The 26,327-nt window shown below is 70.9% G+C and carries 24 protein-coding genes and 1 tRNA gene; 10 read left to right on the forward strand and 15 right to left on the reverse strand.

The window, feature by feature from the left end; all coding sequences use genetic code 11:
- Nucleotides 1–218 precede the first annotated feature (218 nt).
- The 7 genes from AB0D53_RS38095 to galU all read right to left on the reverse strand — a co-directional run bounded on the left by AB0D53_RS38095 (nt 219) and on the right by galU (nt 5,785).
- Nucleotides 219–292: transfer RNA gene (locus tag AB0D53_RS38095), tRNA-Ala, on the reverse strand.
- A gap of 92 nt (nt 293–384) precedes the next feature.
- Nucleotides 385–1,551 (reverse strand): gephyrin-like molybdotransferase receptor GlpR, encoded by a 1,167-nt coding sequence (gene glpR / locus AB0D53_RS38100; protein WP_362453954.1) that lies wholly within the window; start codon nt 1,549–1,551, stop codon nt 385–387.
- A gap of 158 nt (nt 1,552–1,709) precedes the next feature.
- Nucleotides 1,710–2,321, reverse strand: coding sequence for a GNAT family protein (locus tag AB0D53_RS38105; RefSeq protein WP_362453955.1), 612 nt, complete (start codon nt 2,319–2,321; stop codon nt 1,710–1,712).
- Nucleotides 2,322–2,338: 17 nt separating this feature from the next.
- Nucleotides 2,339–2,839: a MogA/MoaB family molybdenum cofactor biosynthesis protein gene (locus tag AB0D53_RS38110; RefSeq protein WP_362454008.1), complete on the reverse strand. Its 501-nt coding sequence runs from the start codon at nt 2,837–2,839 to the stop codon at nt 2,339–2,341.
- A gap of 104 nt (nt 2,840–2,943) precedes the next feature.
- Complete coding sequence (gene moaC, locus AB0D53_RS38115; RefSeq protein ID WP_362453956.1) at nt 2,944–3,444, reverse strand: cyclic pyranopterin monophosphate synthase MoaC; 501 nt, start codon at nt 3,442–3,444, stop codon at nt 2,944–2,946.
- Between the two features lie 123 nt (nt 3,445–3,567).
- Nucleotides 3,568–4,878, reverse strand: a complete 1,311-nt coding sequence (gene glp, locus AB0D53_RS38120; RefSeq protein WP_362453957.1) for a gephyrin-like molybdotransferase Glp — start codon at nt 4,876–4,878, stop codon at nt 3,568–3,570.
- A gap of 4 nt (nt 4,879–4,882) precedes the next feature.
- Nucleotides 4,883–5,785: a UTP--glucose-1-phosphate uridylyltransferase GalU gene (gene galU / locus AB0D53_RS38125; RefSeq protein WP_362453958.1), complete on the reverse strand. Its 903-nt coding sequence runs from the start codon at nt 5,783–5,785 to the stop codon at nt 4,883–4,885.
- Between the two features lie 106 nt (nt 5,786–5,891).
- On the opposite strand from galU, the gene AB0D53_RS38130 reads away from it, so the two are divergent.
- Nucleotides 5,892–6,479: a 5-formyltetrahydrofolate cyclo-ligase gene (locus tag AB0D53_RS38130; RefSeq protein WP_362453959.1), complete on the forward strand. Its 588-nt coding sequence runs from the start codon at nt 5,892–5,894 to the stop codon at nt 6,477–6,479.
- On the opposite strand, the gene AB0D53_RS38135 is transcribed toward AB0D53_RS38130, so the two are convergent.
- Entirely contained in the window at nt 6,469–9,216 is a 2,748-nt protein-coding gene (locus tag AB0D53_RS38135) for a penicillin acylase family protein (RefSeq protein WP_362453960.1), read from the reverse strand. The two genes, AB0D53_RS38130 and AB0D53_RS38135, sit on opposite strands and share 11 nt — an antisense overlap.
- Before the next feature lie 305 nt (nt 9,217–9,521).
- Between AB0D53_RS38135 and AB0D53_RS38140 the strand changes: the two genes are divergently transcribed.
- The 6 genes from AB0D53_RS38140 to AB0D53_RS38165 all read left to right on the forward strand — a co-directional run bounded on the left by AB0D53_RS38140 (nt 9,522) and on the right by AB0D53_RS38165 (nt 15,651).
- Nucleotides 9,522–11,075: a potassium/proton antiporter gene (locus tag AB0D53_RS38140; RefSeq protein WP_362454009.1), complete on the forward strand. Its 1,554-nt coding sequence runs from the start codon at nt 9,522–9,524 to the stop codon at nt 11,073–11,075.
- 452 nt (nt 11,076–11,527) lie between these two features.
- Nucleotides 11,528–12,811 carry an MFS transporter gene (locus tag AB0D53_RS38145; protein ID WP_362453961.1) on the forward strand — a complete coding sequence of 428 codons (1,284 nt, stop codon included), beginning with the start codon at nt 11,528–11,530 and terminating at the stop codon, nt 12,809–12,811.
- A 66-nt stretch (nt 12,812–12,877) separates the two neighbouring features.
- Nucleotides 12,878–13,237 carry an FmdB family zinc ribbon protein gene (locus AB0D53_RS38150; RefSeq protein ID WP_362453962.1) on the forward strand — a complete coding sequence of 120 codons (360 nt, stop codon included), beginning with the start codon at nt 12,878–12,880 and terminating at the stop codon, nt 13,235–13,237.
- A gap of 89 nt (nt 13,238–13,326) precedes the next feature.
- Nucleotides 13,327–14,160 carry an S-methyl-5'-thioadenosine phosphorylase gene (locus tag AB0D53_RS38155; protein WP_329818460.1) on the forward strand — a complete coding sequence of 278 codons (834 nt, stop codon included), beginning with the start codon at nt 13,327–13,329 and terminating at the stop codon, nt 14,158–14,160.
- 351 nt (nt 14,161–14,511) lie between these two features.
- Nucleotides 14,512–15,021 carry an RcpC/CpaB family pilus assembly protein gene (locus AB0D53_RS38160; RefSeq protein ID WP_362453963.1) on the forward strand — a complete coding sequence of 170 codons (510 nt, stop codon included), beginning with the start codon at nt 14,512–14,514 and terminating at the stop codon, nt 15,019–15,021.
- Nucleotides 15,022–15,144: 123 nt separating this feature from the next.
- The gene (locus AB0D53_RS38165) at nt 15,145–15,651 is read left to right on the forward strand and encodes an MscL family protein (RefSeq protein ID WP_362453964.1); all 507 of its coding nucleotides are present in this window, start codon (nt 15,145–15,147) and stop codon (nt 15,649–15,651) included.
- 59 nt (nt 15,652–15,710) lie between these two features.
- Here AB0D53_RS38165 and AB0D53_RS38170 read toward each other — a convergent pair whose 3' ends face one another.
- From AB0D53_RS38170 to AB0D53_RS38195, 6 genes are all read right to left on the reverse strand, one after another.
- On the reverse strand, nt 15,711–15,920 hold the full coding sequence (locus AB0D53_RS38170) for a hypothetical protein (RefSeq protein ID WP_072487377.1): 210 nt from the start codon (nt 15,918–15,920) through the stop codon (nt 15,711–15,713).
- A gap of 21 nt (nt 15,921–15,941) precedes the next feature.
- A complete protein-coding gene (locus AB0D53_RS38175) occupies nt 15,942–16,337 on the reverse strand; it encodes a hypothetical protein (protein WP_362453965.1) in 396 nt (131 codons plus the stop codon).
- Nucleotides 16,334–17,005 (reverse strand): Rieske (2Fe-2S) protein, encoded by a 672-nt coding sequence (locus AB0D53_RS38180; protein WP_362453966.1) that lies wholly within the window; start codon nt 17,003–17,005, stop codon nt 16,334–16,336. Before AB0D53_RS38180 ends, AB0D53_RS38175 begins: the two co-directional genes overlap by 4 nt.
- A complete protein-coding gene (locus AB0D53_RS38185) occupies nt 17,002–17,604 on the reverse strand; it encodes a 4Fe-4S dicluster domain-containing protein (protein ID WP_362453967.1) in 603 nt (200 codons plus the stop codon). Before AB0D53_RS38185 ends, AB0D53_RS38180 begins: the two co-directional genes overlap by 4 nt.
- Nucleotides 17,605–17,611: 7 nt before the next feature.
- Nucleotides 17,612–19,837 (reverse strand): molybdopterin oxidoreductase family protein, encoded by a 2,226-nt coding sequence (locus tag AB0D53_RS38190; RefSeq protein WP_362454010.1) that lies wholly within the window; start codon nt 19,835–19,837, stop codon nt 17,612–17,614.
- A 125-nt stretch (nt 19,838–19,962) separates the two neighbouring features.
- Nucleotides 19,963–21,117 carry an MFS transporter gene (locus AB0D53_RS38195; protein WP_362453968.1) on the reverse strand — a complete coding sequence of 385 codons (1,155 nt, stop codon included), beginning with the start codon at nt 21,115–21,117 and terminating at the stop codon, nt 19,963–19,965.
- Nucleotides 21,118–21,241: 124 nt separating this feature from the next.
- On the opposite strand from AB0D53_RS38195, the gene AB0D53_RS38200 reads away from it, so the two are divergent.
- From AB0D53_RS38200 to AB0D53_RS38210, 3 genes are all read left to right on the forward strand, one after another.
- A complete protein-coding gene (locus AB0D53_RS38200) occupies nt 21,242–22,399 on the forward strand; it encodes a low temperature requirement protein A (protein ID WP_362453969.1) in 1,158 nt (385 codons plus the stop codon).
- 43 nt (nt 22,400–22,442) lie between these two features.
- Nucleotides 22,443–23,624 (forward strand): P1 family peptidase, encoded by a 1,182-nt coding sequence (locus AB0D53_RS38205; protein WP_362453970.1) that lies wholly within the window; start codon nt 22,443–22,445, stop codon nt 23,622–23,624.
- Between the two features lie 134 nt (nt 23,625–23,758).
- The gene (locus AB0D53_RS38210) at nt 23,759–24,529 is read left to right on the forward strand and encodes a DUF6227 family protein (protein ID WP_329818467.1); all 771 of its coding nucleotides are present in this window, start codon (nt 23,759–23,761) and stop codon (nt 24,527–24,529) included.
- Between the two features lie 122 nt (nt 24,530–24,651).
- On the opposite strand, the gene AB0D53_RS38215 is transcribed toward AB0D53_RS38210, so the two are convergent.
- Nucleotides 24,652–26,244 carry an MFS transporter gene (locus AB0D53_RS38215; protein ID WP_362453971.1) on the reverse strand — a complete coding sequence of 531 codons (1,593 nt, stop codon included), beginning with the start codon at nt 26,242–26,244 and terminating at the stop codon, nt 24,652–24,654.
- Between the last annotated feature and the right edge of the window lie 83 nt (nt 26,245–26,327).

Genomic DNA, 26,327 nt, shown 5'->3' on the forward strand with positions numbered 1-26,327 from the left:
TCAGTTCGGGGCCGCCCACGGGGACGATCTCGGTCATGTACGGAGTCCTTTCACAGCTTTCGCTGCTTTCGCAGCTTTCGCGGCCCGCCCGGCCGCCCTCCGGCCGGAGGGATCTGCCGCCTCCCGCAGCCGGGCCTCCCACCGAGCAACGACCAAGCCCCGGGAACGACAGAGATCCCGCCCGATCTTTCGATCGGACGGGATCTCCGTGTGTGCGGTGGACCTGTGGGGATTTGAACCCCAGACCCCCTCGATGCGAACGAGGTGCGCTACCAGACTGCGCCACAGGCCCTTGCAACGAGTGAAACTCTAGCACCCCGAACGGGGTGCTCGGAAATCCGGTCCGTGCTGGTCAGCCGAGGCGGCGGCGCGGCGGGCCCGGGCTCACTCATTGGCGGCTCTGGGGCGCTCCCCGTCCTCGTACTGGTCGAAGAGCGGGGTCCGGCCCCGGTCACGGCTGCGGCGGGACTGGCTGGTGCGCTGGCGTGGTGCCGGGTCGACCGGGGGCGCGACGGGGTGCGAGGTGCCGGTGGGCTCGGCGGCGCTGGAGCGGGCCGCGCTCCAGGTCTCCGGGTTGCCGACCTCGACGCCGCCCGTGGCGCGCGGGGCGACCGGGGCGGTGACGTAGGTGGGCAGCGGGACCGGGACCGGCTCCCAGCTGTCGCCCTGGGCCCGGCCACGCTCGCGCTGCTGGTCGACCCATTCCGCGTGGTCCGTCTGCTCGACCAGGGCGCGGCGGCCGGCCTCCTGCGGGGAGACCGCGGGCGCGGGCTCCGGCTCGGGGCGGCGTGCTTCGGGCTCCTCGTCGGGCTCGGCGGGGGCCGCCGCGGCCGGCTGGTGCCTGCGGGTGCGGCTCTCGCGCAGATGCTGCGCCGCCACCTCGGCCCGGCGCCGGTCCATGGTGAAGGCGAACCGGCGCCGCTCCTGGGCCCGCAGATGCACGATGTACGTGCTCAGCAGCACGGCCGGGACCGCGGGCGCCCAGAGGAAGTGGAGGCCGCCGACCGCCGCGACGACCGCACCGAGGGTGAAGGCCAGGAAGAGGACGACGGTGGTGCGCCGACGGCGCGCGAGGACCTGAAGGCGCTGGGCCCGCCGGACGCGCTCGGCGTCCGTTCCGCCGGGGCGCTGGCGTGCGCGCCGTGCGGAAGCCGGTGCCTTGGTCCGGGGCTTTGCCTGTGCCCGCGCCTGTGCCTTTGCCGGTTCGGGGCGCCCCTCGGGGGTGCGCTCCCGCGCGCGCGCCGGGTCGTGCACCCGGGCTTCGGTGTGCGCGTCGGGCGCGGCGAAGGCCCGGACGTCCACGGAATCCATTCGGTCCGTGTCGACGTCCGGGTCCGCGTCGGGCTCCGCCTCCTCGCCGATGCGCTCCCGCAGGTCCTTGGCGTACCGGCGCTCCATCGCCGCCCGTCCGGACAGCAGCCGGATGGCGGTGCTGAAGCGTTCCGTCGGACGGGCTTCGTTGAGCTCGTCCTGCCTGCGGAGCCACATCGGTACCAAGTAGGCGGCCCAGGCCCCGACGATGACTGCGTAGATGAGGCCGCTGCTGCTCACGCCTCACACCGTAGAGGGGTTTGCACGGGGGCATCCGCCAATTGGCCCGGTGTGTCGCACGATCCGGCTGATATCACGGACTTTTTTTGTGATTGTTCAGATCAGCCACGGGTGTTTGTGCGTTCGACATCGGTCAACTGCCGATCAATATCGAACATTTATTTTATTTCCCGTGGCGTTCCGGGCCGTGACCGGTGCCAGCGTCGGAGCAGTCCGTCGGGCACTTCCTCCGCGGTGAGCGCATAGATGAGGTGGTCCCGCCAGGCTCCGTCGATGTGGAGATAGCGCGGGCGCAGGCCTTCCTCACGGAATCCCAGTTTCTCCACGACCCTTCTGCTGGGCTTGTTCTCCGGCCGAATGCACACCTCGATGCGGTGCAGTCCGACCGTGCGGAAGCAGTGGTCGACGGCGAGCGCGACCGCGGTCGGCATCACTCCCCGGCCGGCCACCTCCTGGTCGACCCAGTAGCCGACATGGCCCGAGCACATCGAGCCCCAGGTGATCCCGGCGACCGTCAGCTGACCGACCAGCCGGCCGTCGTACTCGATGGCGAAGGGCAGCATCCGGCCCGCGTTGGCCTCGGCGCGCAGGTGACGGATCATCTGACGGTACGTGGGGCGCTGGCCCACCGGTCCGCCCGGGGCGGGCGGCGGCACGGTCGCCTCCCAGGGGCGCAGCCAGTCGCGGTTGCGCCGGTTGACCTCGCGCCACATGCGCTGGTCGCGCAGTTTGATCGGCCGGAGCACGATCTCGCCGTCTCTGAGGACCACCGGCCAGGTCGAGACGTTCAGCTCGGGCTCCCCGGTCGGGGGTGATCGCCGCCGCGCACCTGGTCGACGGCGTGCACCAGGAGACGGGCGAGGACGGCGAGTCCGTCGCGCACTCCGCCGGTGGAGCCCGGCAGGTTCACGATGAGGGTGCGGCCCGCGACGCCCGCGAGGCCCCTGGAGAGCGCGGCGGTGGGGACCTTGTCGCGGCCCTCGGCGCGGATCGCCTCCGGGATGCCGGGGATCTCGTGGTCCAGGACGCGGCGGGTGGCCTCGGGGGTGCGGTCGGTGGGCGAGATGCCCGTACCGCCGGTCGTGACGATGACGTCGTAGCCGGCGGCCGCTCCGGCGCGCAGGGCCTGTTCGACGGGGTCGCCGTCGGGCACGACCTGCGGGCCGTCGACGGCGAAGCCGAGCTGCGTGAGCGCCTCGGAGATCAGGGGGCCGCCCTTGTCGGCGTAGACGCCGGCCGAGGCCCGGTTGGAGGCGGTGACGACGAGAGCGGCGTACGGCGCGGTCAGTGCGCCGCCGAGCGGAGGCTCGGCCTGCCGGGCGTCACCGGACTGCCCGGTTCCGGACGCCGCGTTCCGGTCCGGCCCGCCGGGGGCCACCGCGTCGGGCGCGGTCATGCGTCCGCTCCGTCCGCCTCGGTGCGCCGGTAGTCGCCGGACTTGCCGCCGGACTTCGACTCGACCCGTACGTCCGTGATGACCGCCGCCTTGTCGACCGCCTTGACCATGTCGATCACGGTGAGCGCGGCGACGGAGACCGCGGTCAGGGCCTCCATCTCGACGCCGGTGCGGTCCGTGGTCTTCACGGTGGCCGTGATCTCCACCGCGTCGTCGGTGACGCTCAGGTCGACCTCCACGCCGGAGACGGCCAGCGGGTGGCAGAGCGGGATCAGGTCGGGGGTGCGCTTGGCGCCCATGATCCCGGCGATCCGGGCGGTCGCGAGGGCATCGCCCTTGGGGACGCCCTCGCCGCGGAGCAGCTCGATGACGCGCGGCGAGACGAGGACCCGGCCGCTCGCGCGGGCCACCCGCGCGGTGACGTTCTTCTCCGAGACGTCGACCATGCGGGCCGCGCCCGCCTCGTCGATGTGCGTCAGCCTGTTCTGCGTACTCAACTAACTCCGCCTCGCGGTAGGGCGCCGGTTGCCCGCTGGGCCCGCACCGGGGTGCGGGCCGGGGGCCCGGGGGTGTCCCCGGGACGGCACAGCGCCAGACACCGTACCGCCACTGCCCGGCAATCAGCGGAGCAGGATCACCTCGGTGTCCGTGCCGGGCTCGGCGGAGGTGACGTCCTCGGGCAGCACGATCAGCGCGTCCGCCCGCGCGAGTGCGCCGATCAGATGCGATCCGGCGCCGCCGACGGGGGTGACCGTGCCGGCCTCCGCGTCGTACGTACCGCGCAGGAACTGGCGCCTGCCGGAGGGCGAGGTGAGCACCTTGTCGGTGTCCAGCACGGCCCGGACGGTGGGGCGGTGCACGTCCGGCAGCCCCATCAGGGCGCGGATCACGGGCCGTACGAACAGCTCGAAGGAGATGTACGAGGAGACGGGGTTGCCCGGCAGCGCCAGCAGCGGTGTGTGGTCGGGGCCGATCGAGCCGAAGCCCTGCGGCTTGCCCGGCTGCATGGCGAGCTTGCGGAAGTCGATGCCGCTGCCCGGCTCGTCCTCGTCGCCCACCGAGGAGAGGGCTTCCTTGACGACGTCGTACGCGCCGACGCTGACGCCTCCGGTGGTGACGACGATGTCGGCGCGGATCAGCTGGTCCTCGATCGTGGCGCGGAGCGTGTCGGCGTCGTCGGTGACGGCGCCGACGCGGTAGGCGATCGCTCCGGCGTCCTTGGCCGCGGCCGTGAGCGCGAAGCTGTTCGAGTCGTAGATCCGGCCGCCGGTCAGTTCCTCGCCGGGCTGGACCAGTTCGCTGCCGGTGGAGATGACGACGACGCGCGGCCGGGGCCGCACCTTCACCGTCGAGCGGCCGATCGCGGCGAGCAGGCCGATCTGCGGCGGGCCGACGACCGATCCCGCGCTCAGCGCCAGATCGCCCGGCTTGACGTCACTGCCGCGGGCCCGGACATGGGCGCGGGCCTCGACGGGGCGGTGCACCCGGACCTCGCCGCCCGCCCCTTCCGGGGCGTCGTTCAGGGAGCGCATGGTGTCGGCGGGGCCGCCGCCCGTGCCGCCGTCGGTCCACTCGACCGGGACCACGGCCTCGGCGCCGGCCGGCAGCGGGGCACCGGTCATGATCCGGGCGGCCTCGCCGGGGCCGACGGCCCGGTCGCCGGGCAGGCCGTCGCTGCCCGCCGCGACATCACCGATGACCGTGAGCACCGCGGGGAACTCCTCGTCGGCGCCCTCGATGTCGGCGACGCGGACCGCGTACCCGTCCATCGAGCTGTTGTCGAAGGGCGGCAGGGCGATCTCCACCATGACGTCCTCGACGAGGACGCAGCCCTGGGCATCGTGCAGTTGCAGCTCGATGGGTTCGAGCGGGCGCACCGCTTCGAGAATGTCTGCCAGGTGCTCGTCCACCGACCACATCGTGCTGCTCAAAGTGCTACATCTCCTCGGTGACGTAACTGCGGAGCCAGGTCTTGAAGTCCGGGCCCAGGTCTTCACGTTCGCACGCGAGTCTGACAATGGCACGGAGGTAGTCGCTCCGGTCACCGGTGTCATAGCGGCGGCCCTTGAAGACGACACCGTGGACGGGGCCGCCGGCCTTCTCGTCCTCGGCGAGGAGCTGGAGCGCGTCGGTGAGCTGGATCTCGCCGCCGCGGCCCGGTTCGGTCCTGCGCAGTATCCCGAAGACGGCGGGGTCCAGGACGTAGCGGCCGATGATGGCGAGGTTGCTGGGCGCCTCGTCCGCCTCGGGCTTCTCGACGAGGCCGGTGATGCGCACCACATCGCCCTCGGCGGTGGGCTCGACGGCCGCGCAGCCGTACTGGTGGATCTGCTCCGGCGCGACCTCCATCAGCGCGATGACGCTGCCGCCCTCGCGCTCCTGGATCTCGACCATGCGGGCCAGCAGCGGGTCGCGCGGGTCGATCAGGTCGTCGCCGAGGAGGACCGCGAAGGGCTGGTCGCCGACGTGCGGCGCGGCGCACAGCACGGCGTGGCCGAGGCCGCGCGGGTCGCCCTGACGGACGTAGTGCATGGTGGCCAGGTCGCTCGACTCCTGGACCTTCTTGAGCCGTGCGGCGTCTCCCTTGCGGGTGAGCGCGGACTCCAGTTCGTAATTGCGGTCGAAGTGGTCCTCCAGCGGACGCTTGTTGCGCCCGGTGATCATCAGTACGTCGGAGAGGCCGGCGGTCACCGCCTCCTCGACGACGTACTGGATCGCCGGCTTGTCGACCACAGGCAGCATCTCCTTGGGAGTGGCTTTGGTGGCCGGCAGGAAGCGGGTACCGAGTCCCGCGGCCGGGATGACAGCCTTGCTGATCCTGGGGTGCGACTGAGTCATGCGCAGAACGATAACCGGTGCGTATGTGAGGAAGATGAGGCTCCGGTTAACTTTGTACGGCTATACGCACATATGAGAGATCCGGGGGTGCCCGTTGAGCACTGAGATGTCCCGAAAGACGCTGCTCCGGCGTGAACTGCTGGCCGCGCGGCGCCTTCTGACCAGGGAAGACGTGGAAAACGCCGCGGTGGTTCTGTCCCGGGGCGCACTGGATCTCCCGGAGCTGTCCGGAGCCCGTACCGTCGCCGCGTACGTCTCGGTGGGCAGCGAGCCGGGCACCCGGGTACTGCTGGAGGCCCTGCGCGCCCGGGGCGTGCGGGTGCTGCTGCCGGTGCTCCTCGCGGACAACGATCTGGACTGGGCGCCGTACGAGGGGGCGGACCGTCTCGTCCGGGCCGGCCGCGGACTGCTGGAGCCGGACGGCGCGCGGCTCGGCCCCGAAGCGGTCCTGGAGGCCGACGCGGTACTGCTGCCGGGTCTCGCGGTGGACGGGCGCGGGATGCGGCTCGGCCGGGGCGGCGGCAGCTACGACCGGGTGCTCGCCAGGCTCGCCGCGGCCGGGGCGCATCCCGCGCTGATCGTCCTGCTCTACGACGACGAGGTGGTCGCGCGGGTCCCGGAGGAACCGCACGACCACCCCGTGGACGTGGTGGTGACACCGGCGGCGAGCCGCCGGACGGACCCTAGGGCTTGAGGGTCAGGGTGTCGGTCGTCGACTTGGCGACGGCGTTCGTACCGAAGGACCAGTCGAGCAGTTCACCGTTGACCCACTTGTCGGTCTGATCGGTGTAGTGCGCGCTGAACGCGTGCCCGGAGGCGCCGGTGAGGTTGATCCAGCGGGACTTGTCCCAGTCCCCCACGTTGACCACCATCCGCATCGACGGGACCCAGACGACCTCGTAGCCGCCCGCCGCGTTCCAGCCGCTGGCGTTGACCGCGGCCTCGCCGCCGCCGAGGTTCCACGGGCCGCGGTTGAGGGCCCGCTGGAGCAGTCCGGGGCCCTCGGTACCGAGGGTCTGGTTCTTCAGGGTCAGCTGGTGCAGCCGGCCCCAGCTCCAGGTGGTGATGTCCTTGCCGAGCTTGGCGGTCAGCTCCCAGCGCGCGTCCTCCATGGCGCGGGCGAAGAGCTGGTCGCGGTTCTCGGTCGGCTCGTCCCGGCCGCTCCTCGGCGCCTTCCACCAGTCGCTGCCCCGGTCGTCCATCAGCTGGGCGATCACCTGGTACCAGCGGTCACCGCCGTCGGGCTGGGCGGAGTCCGCGTCGCGCCGGCCGCACTCGCGCACCAGCCTGTCCTGCTCGTCGACCGGGCCCGAACCGCCGGCCCGGGGCACATTGAGGCACTCGCCCTTGACCCGCAGCTCCTTGGGCAGCTTGTTACCGAAGGCCAGCTTGAGGATGTTGCGCCAGACCGCGTTGAAGTACGCGGCCGCGGCCGAGTCGGACTCCTGGGTGTAGTCCCAGCCTTCCAGGAGCTTCTGTGCCTCGCGGACGCTCTTGTCCGAGACGTTGATCTTCATCAGCTCGGGCACCAGCAGCGCGGCGATCTCGCTGGTGTTGTCCATCTGCATCTTCTGCATGTCTTCGGTCGAGATCTTCCCGCCGCCCTTGATCTTCGACTGGATGAGGTCGTCGATCCGCTGGCTGCGGCTGCCGTAGCCCCAGTCCTTGGTCAGCAGGTGCGGGTACTTCTCGTCGACGACGGCCTGGTTGGCGGTGACGATGTAGCCGCGCTTCGGGTTGTACTCGTAGGGCAGCTCGTCGAACGGGATCGGGTCCTTCTCCCAGCCGTACTTCGAGGACCAGCCGGGGCTGGGCATCGTGCCGTCGCCCTTGAGACGGACCGGGATCTTCCCGGGCGCCTGGTAGCCGATGTTGCCGTCGGTGTCGGCGTAGATGAGGTTCTGCGAGGGGACCTCGAAGTGCGCGGCCGCCGCCTGGAAGGTCTTGAAGTCCTTGGCCCGGTTCAGCTCGAAGACGGCGTCCATGGACTTGCCGGGGTCCAGCGCCGTCCACTTCAGGGCGACCGCGTAACCGTCGGCCCGGTCCGGGGCCGCGTTGGCGACAGGGGCCTTCTGGCCGACCGTCTCCAGTTCGCTGCTGCGGTCGGAGACCAGCGGGCCGTTGTTGGTCTCCCGGACGGTGATCTTCCGGTCCTTGCCGCCCGCGACCTTGATGGTCTCCTCACGGGTGGTGAAGGGCTTGACCTTGCCGTCGTACAGGTAACCGTCGCCGGACACCTTCTCCAGGAAGAGGTCGGTGACGTCCGCGCCGAGGTTGGTGAAGCCCCAGGCGATGTCCTGGTTGTGACCGATGATCACGCCCGGCATGCCGGAGAAGGTGTAGCCCGCCGTGTCGTACTGGCACTTCGCCGTGATCTCGCGGCAGTGCAGGCCCATCTGGTACCAGAGCGAGGGCAGCTGCGGCGCCAGGTGCGGGTCGTTGGCGAGCAGCGGCTTGCCGGTCGTCGTGTAGTCGCCGGAGACCACCCAGGAGTTGGACCCGATGCCGTTGCCGTTCGGGCCGAGCAGCGCCGGGATCTGGTCGAGGGTGTCGGAGAGCGCGGAGAGCTGGGTGTTCAGGCCCTCGGTGGCGCCCTGCGCGGTGTTCGAGCCGGTGGTGTCGGACGGGGTCGCGGCCGGGTCGAACTTCCCGGTGACCGGGGAGACCGCCCCCTGGTCGACGATCGGCCGGTGCTTCTCGTACGGGTACGCCGGGTAGAGGTCCTCGATCTGCTTCGCGTCGAGCCTGCTGGTCATCAGCGAGCGGTCGATCTCGTCCTGCATGTTGCCGCGCAGGTCCCAGGCCATGGCCTTGAGCCAGGCGACCGAGTCGACCGGGGTCCACTCGGTGGGCTTGTAGTCGTTGGTGAAGCCGAGGGCCGCGTACTCGACGGAGATGTCCTTGCCGTCGCGGCCCTTGAGGTAGGCGTTGACGCCGTCCGCGTACGCCTGGAGGTTCTTCTTGGTGTCCTCGGACAGGACGTTGTCGTACTCCTCCTGCGCGACCTTGCGCCAGCCGAGCGTGCGCAGGAAGGAGTCCGTCTCGACCTGTCCGGAGCCGAACATCTCGGAGAGCCGGCCGGCCGTCATGTGACGGCGGACGTCCATCTCCCAGAAGCGGTCCTGCGCCTGGACGAAGCCCTGGGCGCGGAAGAGATCGGCATCGGAGTCCGCGTACAGCTGCGGGATCCCGTAGCTGTCGCGTTTGACGTCGACGCTGCCGTCGAGGCCGTCGAGCTTCGTCGACCCGGTCGTCTGCGGGTACGAGGCCCGCACGGTGGATACGGACCAGAACGTCCCGTATCCGATACCCGCGACGAGCGCCAGCACCAGAACGATCACGATCAGGCGGGCACGTCGCCCCTTCTTCCTGCCGGTCTTCGCACCGGGGGCACCGGAGGAGGCGGAAGAGGCGGTTGAGTTGGCGGGCATCGCTGTCCTTCGAGGGGCAGGTGGTCCTGGGAGTGCAGGAGCAACCATAGGCGCAGCGCCGGGACAGCTCTGACGCGGTATCGGGATGATTCGAATTGCGCAGCGATCGTACGGATGCTCGAACGCGTCAAGAAAACGTTAAAGATTAGGTAAGGTAACGAAGTACCGGCCGCCATCGGTCGATGCCGAAGGTCGATGCCGAAGGTCGATCGACCCGGCAGGCGTACGCAGGGAAGGAACGGCCACTGTCTGTCCACACGCTCAACGAACTCCTGCTCGTCTGCTCGCTCGTACTGCTCGTCGCGGTGGCGGCGGTACGCATCTCGTCCCGCAGCGGGCTCCCCAGCCTGCTCCTGTACCTCGGCATCGGGATCGCCATAGGGCAGGACGGCATCTTCGACGTCAAGTTCAACAACGCGGAACTGACCCAGGTCATCGGCTACGCCGCACTGGTCGTGATCCTCGCCGAGGGCGGCCTGGGCACGAAGTGGAAAGAGATCAAACCGGCGCTGCCCGCAGCGGTGATGCTCTCGCTGGTCGGTGTCGCGGTGAGCGTGGGCGTCACGGCGGCCGGGGCGCACTACCTGGTCGGCCTGGACTGGCGGCAGTCGCTGATCATCGGCGCGGTCGTCTCGTCGACGGACGCCGCCGCGGTCTTCTCCGTGCTGCGCAAGGTGCCGCTGCCGGCCCGGGTCACCGGTGTGCTGGAGGCGGAATCCGGCTTCAACGACGCCCCCGTGGTGATCCTGGTGGTCGCCTTCTCGACCACGGGAGCGGTGGACAGCTGGTACGTACTGATCGGCGAGATAGCCCTGGAGCTCGCCATCGGCGCGGCCATGGGGATCGCCGTCGGCTGGCTCGGCTCGTTCGGACTGCGCCGTGTGGCGCTGCCCGCCTCCGGCCTCTACCCGATCGCCGTGATGGCGATCGCGGTGTCCGCGTACGCGGCCGGCGCCCTGGTCCACGGCAGTGGCTTCCTCGCCGTGTATCTGGCCGCGATGATCCTCGGCAACGCCAAGCTGCCGCACTGGCCCGCCACCCGCGGCTTCGCCGACGGGCTCGGCTGGCTGGCCCAGATCGGCATGTTCGTGCTGCTCGGGCTCCTGGTCACCCCGCACGACCTGCTCGACGACTTCTGGCCCGCGGTGGTGGTGGGCCTGGTGCTGACCGTGGTGGCGCGTCCGCTGGAGGTCTTCATCTCGCTGGCGCCGTTCCGGCTGCCCTGGCAGGAGAAGGCGCTGATGTCCTGGGCGGGGCTGCGCGGCGCCGTGCCCATCATCCTGGCGACCATCCCGATGGTCGCCGGGGTCGAGGGCTCCACCCGTGTCTTCAACATCGTCTTCGTACTCGTGATCGTCTACACCCTCATCCAGGGGCCCACGCTGCCCTGGCTGGCGAAGGCCCTGAAGATCGCCGACGACCCGGCCGAGGCCGCCGACCTGGGCATCGAGTCGGCACCACTGGAGCGGCTGCGCGGGCATCTGCTCTCGGTGGCGATCCCGTCCCGCTCGAAGATGCACGGCGTGGAGGTCGGTGAGCTGCGGCTGCCCTCCGGGGCCGCCGTCACCCTCGTCGTACGGGACGGCAAGAGCTTCGTACCGGCGCCCTCGACCGTGCTGCGGCGCGGCGACGAGCTGCTGGTGGTCGCCACCGATCCGGTGCGCGACGCGGCGGAGGAACGGCTGCGCGCGGTCGGCGAGAACGGCAAGCTCGCGGGCTGGCTGGGGCCCGGCGGCAGAAGCGGTGGCGAGAGCCCTGCGGGATCCCATGCGGGGCACGACGTGGTGCACGACGTGACGCACGCGCTGAAGGCCGTGAAGCGGCTGGGGAAGACCGACGGGCCGAAGACGCACCACTGAGGGCGTCGGTGTCCGGTGCGGTTCCGGCCTCTGCGGCTGCTGCGTCCTTGTGGTCGCGTGGCCTTGCGGTCGCGTGGCCTTGCGGTCGCGTGGCCTTGCGGTCGCGTGGCCTTGCGGGTGCAGGCCTTGCGGGTGCAGGCCTTGCAGGGAGTCCTTGCGCACAATCGCAGGGGCGCAAGGACCCCTGCCTGTATCATGAAGGGAATCGACCGCCCCCAACGACGGGGCCGGTCGACCCGATCGACCAATCAGAACGACCAACTCTGCCTGATGCAGAGCTGGCGCGACCGTATGGCGGTCGTGGCGTCCTCCGCCTCTGCTGAGCGCCCGGCATCTACCGCAGTCCCGCGCGAAGAGGACAGCTCTCGGCAGCACCCGCACGAACGGACCCGCACCCCACGGTGCCGGCCGCCGCGGGAGCCCGGCCACCAGGCGGCAGAAAGGCATGGACCGTGGCGTCCACGGTCACCGACCGCCCCGGTTACGGGCAGTTGCTGCGCACCCCGGGTGCGTGGACTTTTCTCCTCCCGGGTTTCGCCGCACGGCAGCCCTTCGCGATGCTGACCATCGGCATCGTGCTCCTGGTCCAGCACACCACCGGTTCGTACGGCAGCGCGGGCGCCGTCGCCGCCGTGACCGGTGTCTCCATGGCCCTGTTCGCCCCGCAGACCGGCAAGCTCGCCGACCGCTTCGGCCAGCGTGCCGTGCTGCTGCCCGGGGTCCTGGTGCACGCCGCGTCCGTATCGGTGCTGACGGCGCTCGCGCTGGCGGACGCGCCCCTGTGGGCGCTGTTCGTGGCGGCCGTGCCGACGGGTGCGTCCGTCCCGCAGGTCGGGCCGATGGTGCGGGCCCGCTGGGCGGCCGTGCTCGGCCCGACACCGGACCGCGAGGCCTCGCCGCTGATGTCCACCGCGGCCGCCTTCGAATCGGTGACGGACGAGTTCACCTTCGTCATCGGCCCCGTGCTCGCCACCGCGCTGTGCACGGGGGTCCACCCGGCAGCCGGCCTGATCACGGAGGCCGCGCTGACCCTGGTCGGCGGGCTGCTCTTCGCCGCGCAGCACCGCACCCAGCCCACGGTCCGCAACGCCGCCTCCGGCACCTCCCAGCGGCACGCCTCCGCGCTGTCCGTACCGGGCGTACGGGTGCTCGCGGTCGCCTTCCTCGGGATCGGCGCGGTCTTCGGCGGCATGCAGGTCTCGCTGACCGCCTTCGCCGAGGAGATCGGCCGCCCGGGAGCCAACGGCCTGATGTACGGCGTCTTCGCGGCGGGCAACATGCTCGCCGGGATCGCCTGCGGTGCCATCGCCTGGAAGAGCGGTCCGCGACGGCGGCTGATCGTCGGGTACGCGGCCCTGACCCTGACCGCGTCCGGACTGTGGGCGGTGCACTCGGTGCCCCTGCTGGCCGGGCTCGGGCTCCTGGTCGGCCTCTCCATCGCCCCGGCCCTGATCAGCGGCTACACGCTGGTCGAGGCCCTGGTGCCGGGGTCCGCCCGGACCGAGGCGTTCACCTGGCTGACGGGCTCGGTCGCGCTCGGCCAGGCCGCGGCGGTGACGGTCGCCGGACGGCTCGCGGACGCCCACGGAGCCAGCACCGGATTCCTGGTGCCGTTGGCCGGGACCGTACTGGCCCTGATCACCCTGGTGGGGCTGCGTTCGAGGCTCGCGCCCGCCGCCTCGGGACGGACCGTGGCACGTGGTGTCGGTCACCGGAAGCCGGTCACGGTGGACTGATGCTGCGGAATACGTCAGTATGGAGCGTCGTTAGCACTCATTGAGTCAGAGTGCCAGGAGGAGCAAGTGCCGACCTATCAGTACCAGTGCACCGAATGTGGCGAGGGCCTCGAGGCGGTGCAGAAGTTCACCGATGACGCCCTCACCGTGTGCCCGAGCTGCGACGGACGCCTGAAGAAGGTGTTCTCGGCGGTCGGCATCGTCTTCAAGGGTTCCGGTTTCTACCGGAACGACAGCCGCGGCTCCTCGTCGAGCAGCACGCCGTCTTCGTCCTCGGCGAAGACGTCCGGTTCCGCTTCGTCGTCCGACTCCTCGTCGTCCACGTCCTCGACGTCGACGTCGACGGGATCCGACTCGAAGTCGTCCGCGTCCTCCTCCTCGGCCTCCGCCTCCTCTTCCTCGAAGAGCGGCTCGTCGGCCGCCTGAGTCGCACACCGCACCGCGCTTCCGCCGGGAGCCCCGTCGATACGTTCGGCGGGGCTCCCGGCGTTTTTCCGCGCCGCTACTGTGATCACATGGTGAACGCAGAGATCGGTGTCATCGGCGGCTCGGGCTTGTACTCCTTCCTGGAGGACGTCACGGAGGTGCGCGTGGACACCCCGTACGGACCGCCGAGCGACTCCCTCTTCCTCGGCGAGGTCGGCGGCCGCCGGGTCGCCTTCCTCCCCCGCCACGGACGCGGCCACCACCTGCCGCCGCACCGCATCAACTACCGGGCCAACATGTGGGCGCTGCGCTCCGTCGGCGTGCGTCAGGTGCTCGGCCCGTGCGCGGTGGGCGGCCTGCGCCCGGAGTACGGGCCGGGCACCCTGCTCGTGCCCGACCAGCTGGTGGACCGCACCAAGGCCCGGACGCAGACGTACTACGACGGCGAGGTCCGGGCCGACGGGGCGGAGCCGAACGTCCTGCATCTGGGCTTCGCCGATCCGTACTGCCCCGAGGGGCGCCGGGCCGCGCTGGCGGCGGCGCGGGCGAACAGCTGGGAGCCGGTGGACGGCGGGACGCTGGTGGTTGTCGAGGGGCCGCGCTTCTCGACCCGGGCGGAGTCGCGCTGGCATGCGGCCATGGGGTGGTCGGTGGTCGGGATGACCGGTCACCCGGAGGCCGTCCTCGCCCGTGAACTGGGCCTCTGCTACACGACGACGACCCTGGTGACGGACCTGGACGCGGGTGCGGAGGCCGGCGAGGGCGTCTCGCACGGAGAGGTGCTGAAGGTGTTCGCCGCCAATGTGGACCGGCTGCGCTCGGTCCTCTTCGACGTGGTGGCCGCACTGCCGGCGGAGGCGGACCGGGACTGCCCGTGCTCGCATGCGCTGGACGGCCTGGAGACGGGGATCGAGCTGCCTTAGCGCGTGCGGCGGGATGGCCGTGGCGTGTGTGGTTGACGGAGTTTGTCCACGACTCCGTGGCCTTCCACAGGCTGCGGATGGCTGTGGCGTGTGTGGGTGACGGAGTTGTCCACAACGCCGTGGCCGTCCACAGGCTGCGGCGGGGATCTCGCGGACGGTGGATCGTGAGGGGTGTTCGTCCGGAACTCCTCATGTCAGGTGGTGTCGGCCATGTTCCCGTCGTCCGTCATGCCGTCCGTGTCGTCGGTGTCGTCCACGTTTCCGTCGTCCCCGTCCTCCGCGTCCTCCCCATCCTCCCCGTCGTCCCCGTGGCCGTCCGCGTCACCGGCGCCGCCGCCCTGTGGTGTGCCCGTGTTCGAGCCCTTGCGGGTGCGCGGGGGTGGTGGGCGCCGACTGCGGCGGGCGCTGTGGCGGCAGCGTCGTGCCCTGGCCGCCGGGCTGGCCCTGACGGCTGCCGCGCTCGCCGCCACGGGGCTGGGCGGTGGCGGCGCGGGCGCGGGCGGTGATGCCGCGTACGGGGCGGGGGCCGGGGGTGAGGCGGTCCCGGCGCCGTCCGAGGCCCGGCGAACGGCTCGGCCGGTGTCCGCTCCGGTCCGGATCGCGGATGCGGGGGCGGTTCGTCTCCTGCGGCCGGGTGACCGCGTCGACGTGATCGCCTCCGGGGAGGGCGGCACCGGAAGCGGGGCCGGAGCCCGGGCCCGGGTGCTGGCGAGAGGCGCGCGGGTGACGGAGGTGCCGCAGGGCCCGGCCGACGGTTCCGCCCAGGGCGGAGCGCTGATCGTGCTCTCCGTCCCCCGGGACACGGCCACCGCGCTGGCCGGTGCGGGCATCTCGTCCCAACTGGCGGTGACCCTGTGCTGATTCGCACGAGTGATCGGTCAAGTCACCTGGTCAAACCTTCGGATTGGGTGGTTTTCATGCGTACTGCCGTAAGTTGCGCAGGAGTTTGCTCCGCCTATGGCACACGCGAAGGAAGGCTCATCCGTGAGCGAGAAGAAGGCCGGTCTGCTGGAAGGGTTCAAAGCCTTCCTGATGCGCGGCAATGTCATCGATCTGGCGGTCGCCGTCGTCATCGGCGCCGCATTCACCCAGGTCGTGAACTCGATCGTCAAGGGAGTCATCAACCCGCTGGTCGGTGCTTTCGGCACCAAGGACCTGGAGAGTTACAGCTCCTGCCTCAAGGGCCCCTGCGTCACGGACCCGAAGACGGGCGAGGCGACCGAGGGCATCCGGATCCTGTGGGGTTCGGTGCTCAGCGCCACCCTCGGCTTTCTGATCACGGCTGCCGTCGTCTACTTCCTGATGGTCCTGCCCATGGCCAAGTACCTCGCCAGGCGGGCCGCGATGCAGGCCGCGAAGGAAGGGGTGCAGGAGACGCTGGAGGTGAGCGAGCTGGAGGTGCTGAAGGAGATCCGCGACGCCCTCGTCCTGCAGCGCGGCGGCCCGGGCGGAACCCCCGGACAGGACCCCGGCCGAGGTCACGACCAGTAGCGCGACGCGTGGCTCGGAAACCGGCGGCACCGCCACCGGACCACCACGGAGCAGGGGGATCAGATGTGGTGGGGCGGCTTCTCGTCGAGGAAGCGCGCCAGATCGGCGGCGCTGCCACCGGCCGGGGCCCGCTCGCCCCACCCTCGGTCCGTATCGTCCGAGGACTGCTGGTCCAGCGGATCGTCGAAGATCAGAGCCGGTTTCGGTTTCGGCCGCTCCGACTGGGAGGGCTTCGAATCGCGCGGGCCGGGGGCGGGGGCGGTGCTCATACGTCAAGGGTACGGCGGTGGTCAGCGGTCCTTCGGATCGATCAGCCAGAGCCCGAGGACGACGAGGAACGACAGGCAGAGGAAGCCGGCGCCCCACCAGGCCGTGCCGGTGTGCCCCTCCATCCATGCGTCGATGACGACGGTCAGACCCCAGAGCTGTCCGACGACCACCGTCATGGCGAGGGCCAGCCGGGCCGTCAGCTTCGAGGACCGCTCGGGCTCCTGGTCGGTGCCCGCCCCCGGGCCCGGGCCGGTGTGGCGGACCCGGGGGTCGCCGTAGCCGCTGGTGGCACGGATCTGCGGATAGCGCTCGTGGATGGGGCGGTTGAGTTCGGCGCGAGCACTTCCCGGGTGGTACTCCGGGTACGCCCCGGGCTCCGGGGGCTCCTGGCTGCTGGACTGCCGGGCGTCGGTCATGGCCGCCTGCCGGAGGTCTCGGCCCCGGCCCCGAGCGACGGGCCCTCCGCGCCGCCGCCCTTGACGGCGGGACAGCCGATACGGGAGGCGAGGTCCGGGCGGTCCTGGTCGAGCTGTCGGCACAGGCCGTGCTCGATGCTCTCGCCCGAGCGCGTCGTGCCGACCGCCCAGATGCTGCCGTCGGGCTGTTCGGTGAGCACCACCTTGGGCAGTGCGCGGGGCGGTGGCCCGGCGGTGACCTCACCGGTGCGGGCGTCGAAGATGCCCTCGTGGCAGGGGCAGTACAGCTCCCCCTCGGCACCTCGGTCCTTGCGCCAGAGCACGGCACAGGCCAGATGGGTGCAGATCGCGGAGTAGCCGACGAGGGTGCCGTCGTCCAGCCGGACGGCGACCGCCCGGTCCTCCCCTTCCGGGTAGTGGAAGGCGAGGGACTCGCCGGGCAGGAGCTGGGCGGCGATCCGCTTCGGCGCCGGTGCCTTGGCGTCGTCGGGCTCGCCGTGGCGCGGCAGGATTCCGCTCGCCACCCCGAGTCCGCCGACGGCGAGCCCGCCGGAGACGGTCGCCACGATCCGGAGGTAGTCGCGCCGGGTGGTGAGGGAGTCGGCGGCGATCCGGTCGTGCAGGGCTTCGCGCGGATCGCCGGAGGACGACCGGTCGGTGGCGCTCATCGGCGGACGTCCTTCCCGTTGATCTCGACGACAGGAAGACCACCGGGCACCGGCCACCGCATCCGGTCGGCAGGGACGACCATGGCCACGCCGGTGCGTACCTCGCTCCGGCCGAAGGTGAAGGTGTCGGCGACCTGGACGCCGGGGCGCTCGGCCTGGAGTTCCTCGACGGTCCCGTAGAACAGCGCTCCGGTCGGGCAGACGGTCGCGCACATGGGGGCGAGGCCGTAGGCGGTGCGGTCGTAGCAGAGGTTGCATTTCATCTGCAGCTTCGCCCGGAGGTCGATCTTCGGGACGCCGAAGGGGCAGGCGTTGACGCAGTTGGCGCAGCCGATGCAGCGGGTGGTGTCGGCCTGCTGCACCACACCGTCGGCGGTCACCAGGATCGCGTCGGCGGGACAGACCTCGGCGCACGGGGCGACCGGGTCCTCGCAGTGCATGCAGACCGTGGGAAGGGAGGCCACGGACTGGCCCTCGTCGGTGTAGTCGAGGTGGATCATCGACTTGCCGCGGTGCGAGTCGCACTCCCGGCAGGCGGAGACGCAGGCCTGGCAGCCGATGCAGCGCCCCGGGTCGATGAAGATCGTTCTGCCCATCATGCGGCGGTCAGCTCCTCTCCGAGGTGCCACGCCCCTGGGGGGCCGTGGGCGGCAGCGGGTCGGTACGGGAGACCTGGGTCTCCGGGTAACTGACGTGGCCGGGTGCGACGGGGGGTGCGGGGACTTCGTCGATCGTCCCGGCGTGCTCGATACGGCAGGCGCACACCTTGTACTCGGGGATCTTGGAGCGGGGGTCGAGGGCGTCGCTGGTGAGGGCGTTGGCCGCGGTGGGGACGGGCCAGTGGTACGGGATGAAGACGGTGTCGGGGCGGATCGCCTCGGTGACCAGCGCGGGGAAGACCTCGCTGCCGCGCCGGGTGACGACGCGGACCGGTTCGCCGTTGCGGAAGCCGTGGGAGGGATGGAGCTCGGCCCAGGGGCGCGGGGTCTGTTCGACCAGGGCACCCAGACGGCGGGTCTGGTTGCCGGAGAGGAAGTGGGCGACGGTCCGTCCGGTGGTGAGCGACATGGGGTGCTCGTCGTCGTACGGGTCCATCGGCGGGTGCCACTCGACGACCTGCAGATGGATCTTGCCGTCGGGGTGGTAGGTCCTGCCGTCCTCGAAGAGCCGAGGGGTGCCGGGGTGGTCGGTGGAGGGGCAGGGCCAGGCGATCCCGCCGGTCTCCTCCAGCCGTTCGTAGGTGATGCCGTAGTAGTCGTTGACGGTGCCGGCGGAGGCGGTCCGCAGTTCGTCGAAGACGGCCCGGGAATCGGCGAAGTCGAATTTGTCGCCGGAGCCGAGACGCCTGGCGAGTTCGCACATCACCCAGGTGTCGGTCCGTACGCCGGGCGGCGGGTCCTGCGCCTTGTTGTGCTTGACGACCCGGGCCTCGGCGTTGGCCATCACCCCGTCGTCCTCGGCCCAGGTGGTGACGGGAAAGACGACATGTGCGTTGGCGGCGGTCTCGGAAAGGAAGAAGTCGAATTGCGCGTGGAACTCTGTGGCGTCGTACCCCTCCTTGACCACCTTGTAGTGGGGAAGGGAGACGAAGGGGTTGTTGCAGATGCCGATCAGGCCGCGGATCTCGCGGCGCTGCATCTGCCAGACCATTTCCATCATCGAGGTTCCGGCGGGCGGGAGTTCGGACTCCTCGATGCCCCAGATCTCGCAGATCTGCCTGCGGTGCTCCTCGTTCATGATCGACCGGCCGCCGGGCAGGAGGTCGGACTTCTGGCCGTGCTCGCGGCCGCCCTGCCCGTTGCCCTGCCCGGTGATGGTGCCGTAGCCGGCGCCGGGCCTGCCGATGTGGCCGGTGGCGGTGCAGAGGTTGATCACGCTGAGGCAGTTCTCGACACCCTGCGAGTGGTGCTCGATGCCCCGGGCGTGCCAGGCCATGGCCCTGGGCGCGCGGGCGAAGGCGCGGGCGACCTGGACGACCTGTTCGGCGGGGACGCCGCAGATCTCGGCGGCCCTGGCCGGCGGGTACTCGGCGGCCTTGGCCTTCACCTCCTCCCAGCCGGTGGCATGGGCGGCGAGATAGGCCTCGTCGGTCAGCCCCTCCTCGACGACCACGTTCAGCACGGAATTGAAGAAGGCCGAATCGGTGCCGGGCCTGAGGGCGACGTGGATGTCGGCGGTCCGGGCGATGGCCGTCTCGCGCGGGTCGACGACGATCAGGCTCGCGCCGCGGTCCCGGGCTCCCCACACGTACTGGGTCATCACGGGGAAGCACTCGCCGACGTTGGAGCCGGCGATCAGCAGGCAGTCGGTGAGCAGGATGTCGGAGAAGGGGTTGCCGGCCCGGTCGATGCCGAAGGCGAGTTTGTTGGCGCCCGCGGCGCTGACCATGCAGAGCCGGCCGTTGTAGTCGACGTGCCGGGACTTGAGGGCGACCCGGGCGAATTTGCCGACCAGATAGGTCTTTTCGGAGAAGAGACTGGCCCCGCCGAGCAGCCCGAAGGCGTCGTTCCCGTAGCTCTGCTGGATGCGGTTGATCTCGGCGACGGTGAAGTCGAGCGCCTCGTCCCAGGAGACCTCGCGGAAGTCCTCGTCACGGGAGCGGCGCATCAGCGGTGCGGTGAGCCGGTCGGGGTGGTTGACCTGCTGGTACGCGTTGATTCCCTTCGGGCACAGCCGCATCCGGTTGATGTCGTGGTTGCGCGGTTCGACGCCGAAGACCTTGCCCCCGCGGTCGACGCGCAGATACATCCCGCACTGGACCCCGCAGAAGCAGCAGTGGGTGGGGACGAGCGTCTCGCCCTCCTGGTCGGCGCGCCACCGGTCGGCGGGGATACCGCCCGCGTCCCGGAAGGCCCGGGTGCCGGGCGGGGCGAGAGAGGGATCGAGAGGAACGGCCGCACGGGGGCCGGTTGTACGGGGGTCTGCCGTGCCGGGGCCGGCCGCACGCGGATCCACGGTCACTTGAAGCCCTTCTTCACCTGGGAGAGATAGGCACTGCCTCGCAGTACCCGCTTGCAGCGCGGGCAGTATTCGGCCCACTCGTCGAAGCCGAGGCCGAGGTCGCGCATGGTGCCGCGGAGGTTGTCGACGTACGGCCCGGTGTCGATGGGCTCCTCGCAGCGGCGGCAGCCGAGCACCTCCTGGTCCTGCCGGGAGGTGTACTTGAACAGCTGCATGCCGACCGCGGCCGGGCGCTGGACGATGTGGAAGAACTTCCCGAACGGGATGTAGATGAGGGTGAAGACCACCGACACCATGTGGAGGACCGCCAGGAACTCGTATCCACCGCCGTGCAGGAAGATCGACGAGAAGGTGAGCAGCAGACCGGTCACCGAGATGACGATGAGAGCGATCAGCGGCACCAGGTCATAGGCGAAGCGCTGGCCGGTGATGGCGCCGCGGTCCTTCATCCGGCGCCACAGGAAGTACGAGGCGCCGGGGATGACGAGCACGGCGGCGATGTCCAGTCCGTGGAACATCAGCCAGCCCAGGATGTCCAGGGAGTCGAATCCGATGATCCTGAAGCCCCAGATACGCATCTCGTAGCCGGGCCCCGAGCCGCTGTTCGAGGTGAAGGTGAACCAGCCCCAGGTCAGCGGGAAGGTGATCAGAGCGGCGAGGATGCAGCCCCAGAAGATCAGCTGGTGGGCGGCCCAGCGGGCGTGCGAGCGGGCGCCGAGGAATTTCTGGAAGCCCAGGTACGTGGCGATCATCCGGGGCAGCGCGGTGGGGGCCTTGCGGAAATTGGCCACCGAGAAGAAGCTCCGCCACCCCTGCTTGAACAGCCGTCGGGCGCCGGGCGCGGAGACCCAGACCGTGTAGCGGTAGGCGACGCCGAAGGCGAGGAAGACGGTGGCGACGGCGTACGGGAGGAGGGCGGAGTCGAAGTTCTCCAGCAGCCGGCTGCCGAACACGATCGCGAGGATCAGCAGGGCGGAGACGGCGACACCGGCCGCGGTCGCACGGCCGGTGACGGAGCGGCGCCCGGCGCCCGGCCTCACGGCGGCCGGGGGCCCGCCGGGCGGTGGCGTGCCCGGCGTTCCCGCGGAGCCGGTGCGGGCACCGGGGGCGGGCTGCGCGGCTGCTGCGGCGGGCTCGGGCGGCTCTGTCACCCCGTCACCGTAGGACCTTATATGATGGTTGGTCCTGTTTTACGGCTCAGCCGGGTGAGCCCCGCCGCCCATCCGGGGCGTGCCCCCTGCGGCGTGGCCGAGCCCGTCTGGTGTGCTGGCTCCCATGCCCGTAATGACGGCTCGCAGCCGCACCGAGAAACATCGCGCCTCGACCCCGCTCGAACTCTTCTTCGACCTCTGTTTCGTGGTCGCCGTGGCCCAGGCGGGCGCGCGGCTGGTCCATGCCGTCGCCGAAGGGCACGCCCTCACCGGAATCGGCAGCTACGCGGCCGTCTTCTTCGCGATCTGGTGGGCCTGGGTCAACTTCAGCTGGTTCGCCTCGGCCTACGACACCGACGATCCGCTGTACCGCGTCGTCACGCTCGTCCAGATCACCGGTGTGCTCGTCCTCGCCGCCGGGGTGCCGCGCGCCTTCGACGCGGGCGACTGGACGGTCGTCGTCATCGGGTACGTGGTGATGCGGCTCGCGCTGACCAGCCAGTGGCTGCGCGCCGCGCACCGCACCCAGGACGGGGAGCGGCGCGTGGCGCTGCGGTACGCCGTCGGGATCTCGGTGGTGCAGCTGGGCTGGATCGCCATGCTGCTGGTGCCCGCCGGGTCGCGCGGAGCCCGTACCGCCGTCTTCGTCGTGCTGGTGCTGGCGGAGCTGTCCGTTCCGGCGCTCGCCGAGCGCGACCGCTCCACGAGCTGGCATCCGCACCACATCGGTGAGCGCTACGGGCTGTTCACGATCATCGTGCTGGGCGAGACCATCGCGGCGGCCACGGTCGCGGTCCAGGAGGCGGTGTACGAGCACGACGCGCTCGGCGAACTGCTGCCGATCGCCGCGGGCGGGCTGCTGATCGTCTTCTCCGCGTGGTGGATCTATTTCGCCGTGCCGATCCATGACTACCTGCGCGGCAGCAGGGAAGCGTTCATCTGGGGATACGGGCACTACCTGATCTTCGGTTCCGCGGCCGCCATCGGCGCGGGCATCGAGGTCGCGGTGGAGGAGGCCGTGGGCAAGGCCCATGTCCCAAACACTGTGGCCGCCGCCGCGGTCACCATCCCCTCCGCACTCTTCCTGCTCACGGTGTGGGCGCTGCACGCCCGCCACTTCAAGCGCGACCTCGCGGAGCAACTTCCTCTCCCCGTCGCCGCGCTGGCGATCCTGGCCTGCACGTTCGCCGGCGGGTGGGCGGTGTTCGCCGCCGGTCTGGTGGCCGCGGCGACCGTGGCCGCGGGGGAGCTGCTGTCCCGGCGGCCCGCCGTGGCCGGGTGAGCGCACATGGACGGCCGGCGACGGCTCGCGCAGTGAGGAGCACGTGATGACGGAAGAACCCCGAAGGCCGGTGGCCCCCGCCGCCCCGCGGAACGCGTCCGGTCCGGACACGCCGGGCCCGGATGCCACCGGTCCGCTCGACGCGCTGACCGATGTCGCGGGGCTGCGCGTCGGCCACGCGCAGGTGCCGGGCGAGGGCGCGCTGAGCGGCACCACCGTGGTCCTCGCCCCCGAGGGCGGTGCGGTCGCGGCCGTCGACGTACGCGGTGGCGGCCCCGGCACCCGGGAGACGGACGCGCTCGATCCCCGCAATCTGGTGCAGCGCATCGACGCCGTGGTGCTGACGGGCGGCAGCGCGTACGGCCTGGACGCGGCGTCCGGTGTGATGGCCTGGCTGGAGGAGCGGGGGCGCGGGGTGCGGGTCGGCCCCGATCCGGCGCAGGTGGTGCCGGTGGTCCCCGCCGCCTGCGTCTTCGACCTGGGGCGCGGCGGCGACTGGCGGGCCCGCCCCGACGCCGCGACGGGCCGCGCGGCGGTGGAGGACGCGGCGGCCTCGGAGCCGGGGGCGCCGGTGGCCGAGGGCACCGTGGGCGCCGGCACGGGCGCGGTCGCCGGCCGCCTCAAGGGCGGCGTGGGCACCGCGAGCATCCGGCTGGCCTCCGGGATCACGGTGGGCGCGCTCGTCGTGGTCAACGCGGCGGGTTCGGTGGTCGATCCGCGTACCGGGGTGCTGTACGGGGAGTACGGCGCCGCCGAACCTCCGGTGCGCCCGGCGCCCGAGGTCCTCCGCGCGGCGGAGCGGCGCCTCACCGAGGCCCGGGAGGCGGAGGCGCGGCCTCCGCTCAACACCACGCTCGCCGTCGTCGCCACGGACGCCGTCCTCGCCCGGGCCCAGGCGCAGAAGCTCGCGGGTACGGCGCACGACGGACTGGCGCGCGCCGTCCGCCCCGTGCATCTGCTCACCGACGGGGACACCGTTTTCGCACTGGCCACCGGCGCCCGGCCGCTGGATCCGCAGAATCCGATCGCGCTCAACGAGCTGCTGGCGGCCGGCGCGGACGTGCTCGCGCGCGCCATCGTGAAGGCCGTCCGGGCAGCTCGGAGCGTGGACGGCCGCCCCGAAGGGGGCTGCTACCCCTCGTACAGCGACCTCTACGGCAGTCGCCCCGGTCCCCCGGGGCCGTCGGCGGACGATCACCCGGATCCCGACTCACCCGCGGGGTAGGGAAGTTCGGACGAATCAACAGGAACCATCTGCGTGCGTCATACGTTTTCCTGAACCCCGGTCACGATGTCGGACCCAGGGACTACGTTATGCACGCAGCAAGTAACACGCGGCAACGGCCTGGAGACAGCACCTTGAGCGATCCGTACGAGACAACCGAGCAGCACCTCGAGCGACTCCTGCGACGGGCACTCAACTCTTTCGACCTGCCCGACAGCACGGTCGAGAGACTCGGTACCGCGCTCGCCCACAGCAGTTCCCTGCACTCCTCGCACCACAGTTCCGTACTTCACCGCGAGACCTACCAGCACACATATCTGCTGTCCGACGGCACTCCTCTCACCCTGTGGGAGCTGGTGCACGGCGGTCCGCGGAGTGCGACGGACCCGCGGTTCCGCACGGAACCCGACCTCATGCACCACGAGTTGTACGACGACGAGGCCGATGCCCATGTCGCGGCCGCCCGGCTGACCGGCAGCTTCGGCGAAGTCCCGGTGTTCGGGGACGACGGGCCCCAGGCCGACCTGGAGATACTGACGGTTCTGATGGCGGCTCCCCCGGCCCCGCTGCCCCGGATGTACGCCCCGGACAACTCCGCCGACCACGCCCGCCGCGTCCTGCGCCGCGCGGAGAACAGCGACGGTCCCGGCGAGGAGACCGCCCGGCTGCTGCGCGCCGCCTTCGCCCACCACATCACCCAGGTCTTCGGACGGCAGTGCCGGGTGGACGGGCGGGACGCCGGATTCACGCTGTACGAGCACGCCTTCCTGCTTCTCGACGGCAGCGAGACGAGCCTGTGGGAGGTCGAGCACACGGCCACGCCGGACGGCCGCCACATGTGCGAGGTGTACGGCGACGAGGACACCGCGCGCGGAGCCATGGAGAACCGCACGCGCATCTGCTGACCGGCGCCGGGGGCTCCCTGCCCCTGGGCCGGCACAGACGCGGGCAGGACGGTGCCCGCACCCTTCCCGGGTGCGGGCACCGTCCTGCTCATCCCTCTTCGCCCATCCCGGCGGAAGTCCGGTCAGGGGGTCAGCGCGGGCTCCTTGGCGCTCCCGGAGCCGCCCGCCGGGCCCTCGACGCCCATCGTGTCCGCCGCGTCCGCGACACCCGCCGCGTCCACGGCCTCGTCGCCGCCCTCCACGTGCTGCCGCGACCGCGCGGGCAGCGCGAACATCACCAGGAAGATCACCGCGAGCACCCCGGCCACCCACCACAGCGAGTGCCGGAACGCCTCCGCGAACGCCGGGCCCACCTCCTGCGGCGCCAGTCGGTCACCGATCGCGCCGAGGAAGACCACCGAGACCAGCCCGAGCCCGAGCGCGTTGCCCATCTGCTGCACAGTGTTGATCAGCCCGGAGGCCGAACCGGAGTGCTCCTTGGGCACCCCGGAGAGCACCGCGTCCGTCAGCGGCGCCACGATCAGCCCCATCCCGAGGCCCATGACCACCAGCGGCAGCGCCATCTGCCAGGACGTGATGCCCATGCCGTACCGGTCGGACTCCCAGATGTAGAGGAGCAGGCCGGCGATCATCAGCAGCGCGCCCGTCTGGAGGACCTTGCGGCCGAAGCGGGGCACCAGCTTCTGTACGGAGATCCCGGCGGCGAGCGACACGGCGATCGAGAACGGGATACCCGTCGTACCGGCCCGCAGCGCGCTCCAGCCGAGGCCCATCTGCATGTAGAGCGTCCAGACCAGGAAGAAGATGCCGAGCCCGATACCGAAGGTCAGCTGCACGGCGATGCCCGCGGCGAAGCTCTTGACCCGGAACAGCGACAGCTCGACCAGCGGCGAACCGTCCCTGCGCGCCTTCGCCCGCTCGAACAGCACCAGGAACAGGAACACCAGCAGGCTGCCCACCATCGACACATGGCCCCACAGCGGCCAGCCCAGCTCGTGGCCCCGGGTCAGCGGGTAGATCAGCATCAGCATCCCCAGGGTCACCAGGGCGACGCCGACCAGGTCGAGCCGGAGCGCCTTCGGGGCCTTGGACTCGGTGATGAACTTCCGGCCGAGGATCAGGCCGGCGATGCCGACGGGCAGGTTGATCAGGAAGATCGGGCGCCATTCGAGACCGGCGATGTTCCACTCGGTGAGCAGCGCGCCCAGCAGCGGCCCGAGCACGGCGCCGAGGCCGACGATCGCGCCGAAGAGACCGAAGACCTTGCCCCGCTCGTGCGCCGGGAAGGTGGCGTGCACGATCGACAGCACCTGCGGAACCATCAGCGCGGCGGTGCCGCCCTGGAGGATCCGGGAGGCGACCAGCATCTCCGGACTCGCGGCGAAACCGCAGAGCGCGGAGGCCAGGGTGAAGCCGCCTATGCCGATGAGGAACAGCCGCTTGCGGCCGTAGATGTCACCCAGCCGGCCACCTGTGATCAGACCGGCCGCGAACGCCAGCGAGTAGCCGGCGGTGATCCACTGGATCGAGCTGAACGAGGCGCCGGTGTCCTCGCGGATGCTCGGGATGGCGATGTTGACGATCGTGACGTCGACCAGGTCCATGAAGGCCGCGGTCATCACGATGGCGAGCGCGAACCAGCGTCGCCGGTCCGACGGGTCCGAGGACACCGTGGGCCCGGATGCCGTGGACGGCAGAGATGAGGAAGAAGTCATAGGAAGAAGTTAGACAGTCATTAGGTCGGTCCATGACCTAATAGGTACGCATCCTGGTGAGACGACCGACACCCGGCAGAAGG

The sequence above is a fragment of the Streptomyces sp. NPDC048295 genome (genome assembly GCF_040652135.1).
Taxonomy (GTDB): Bacteria; Actinomycetota; Actinomycetes; order Streptomycetales; family Streptomycetaceae; genus Streptomyces.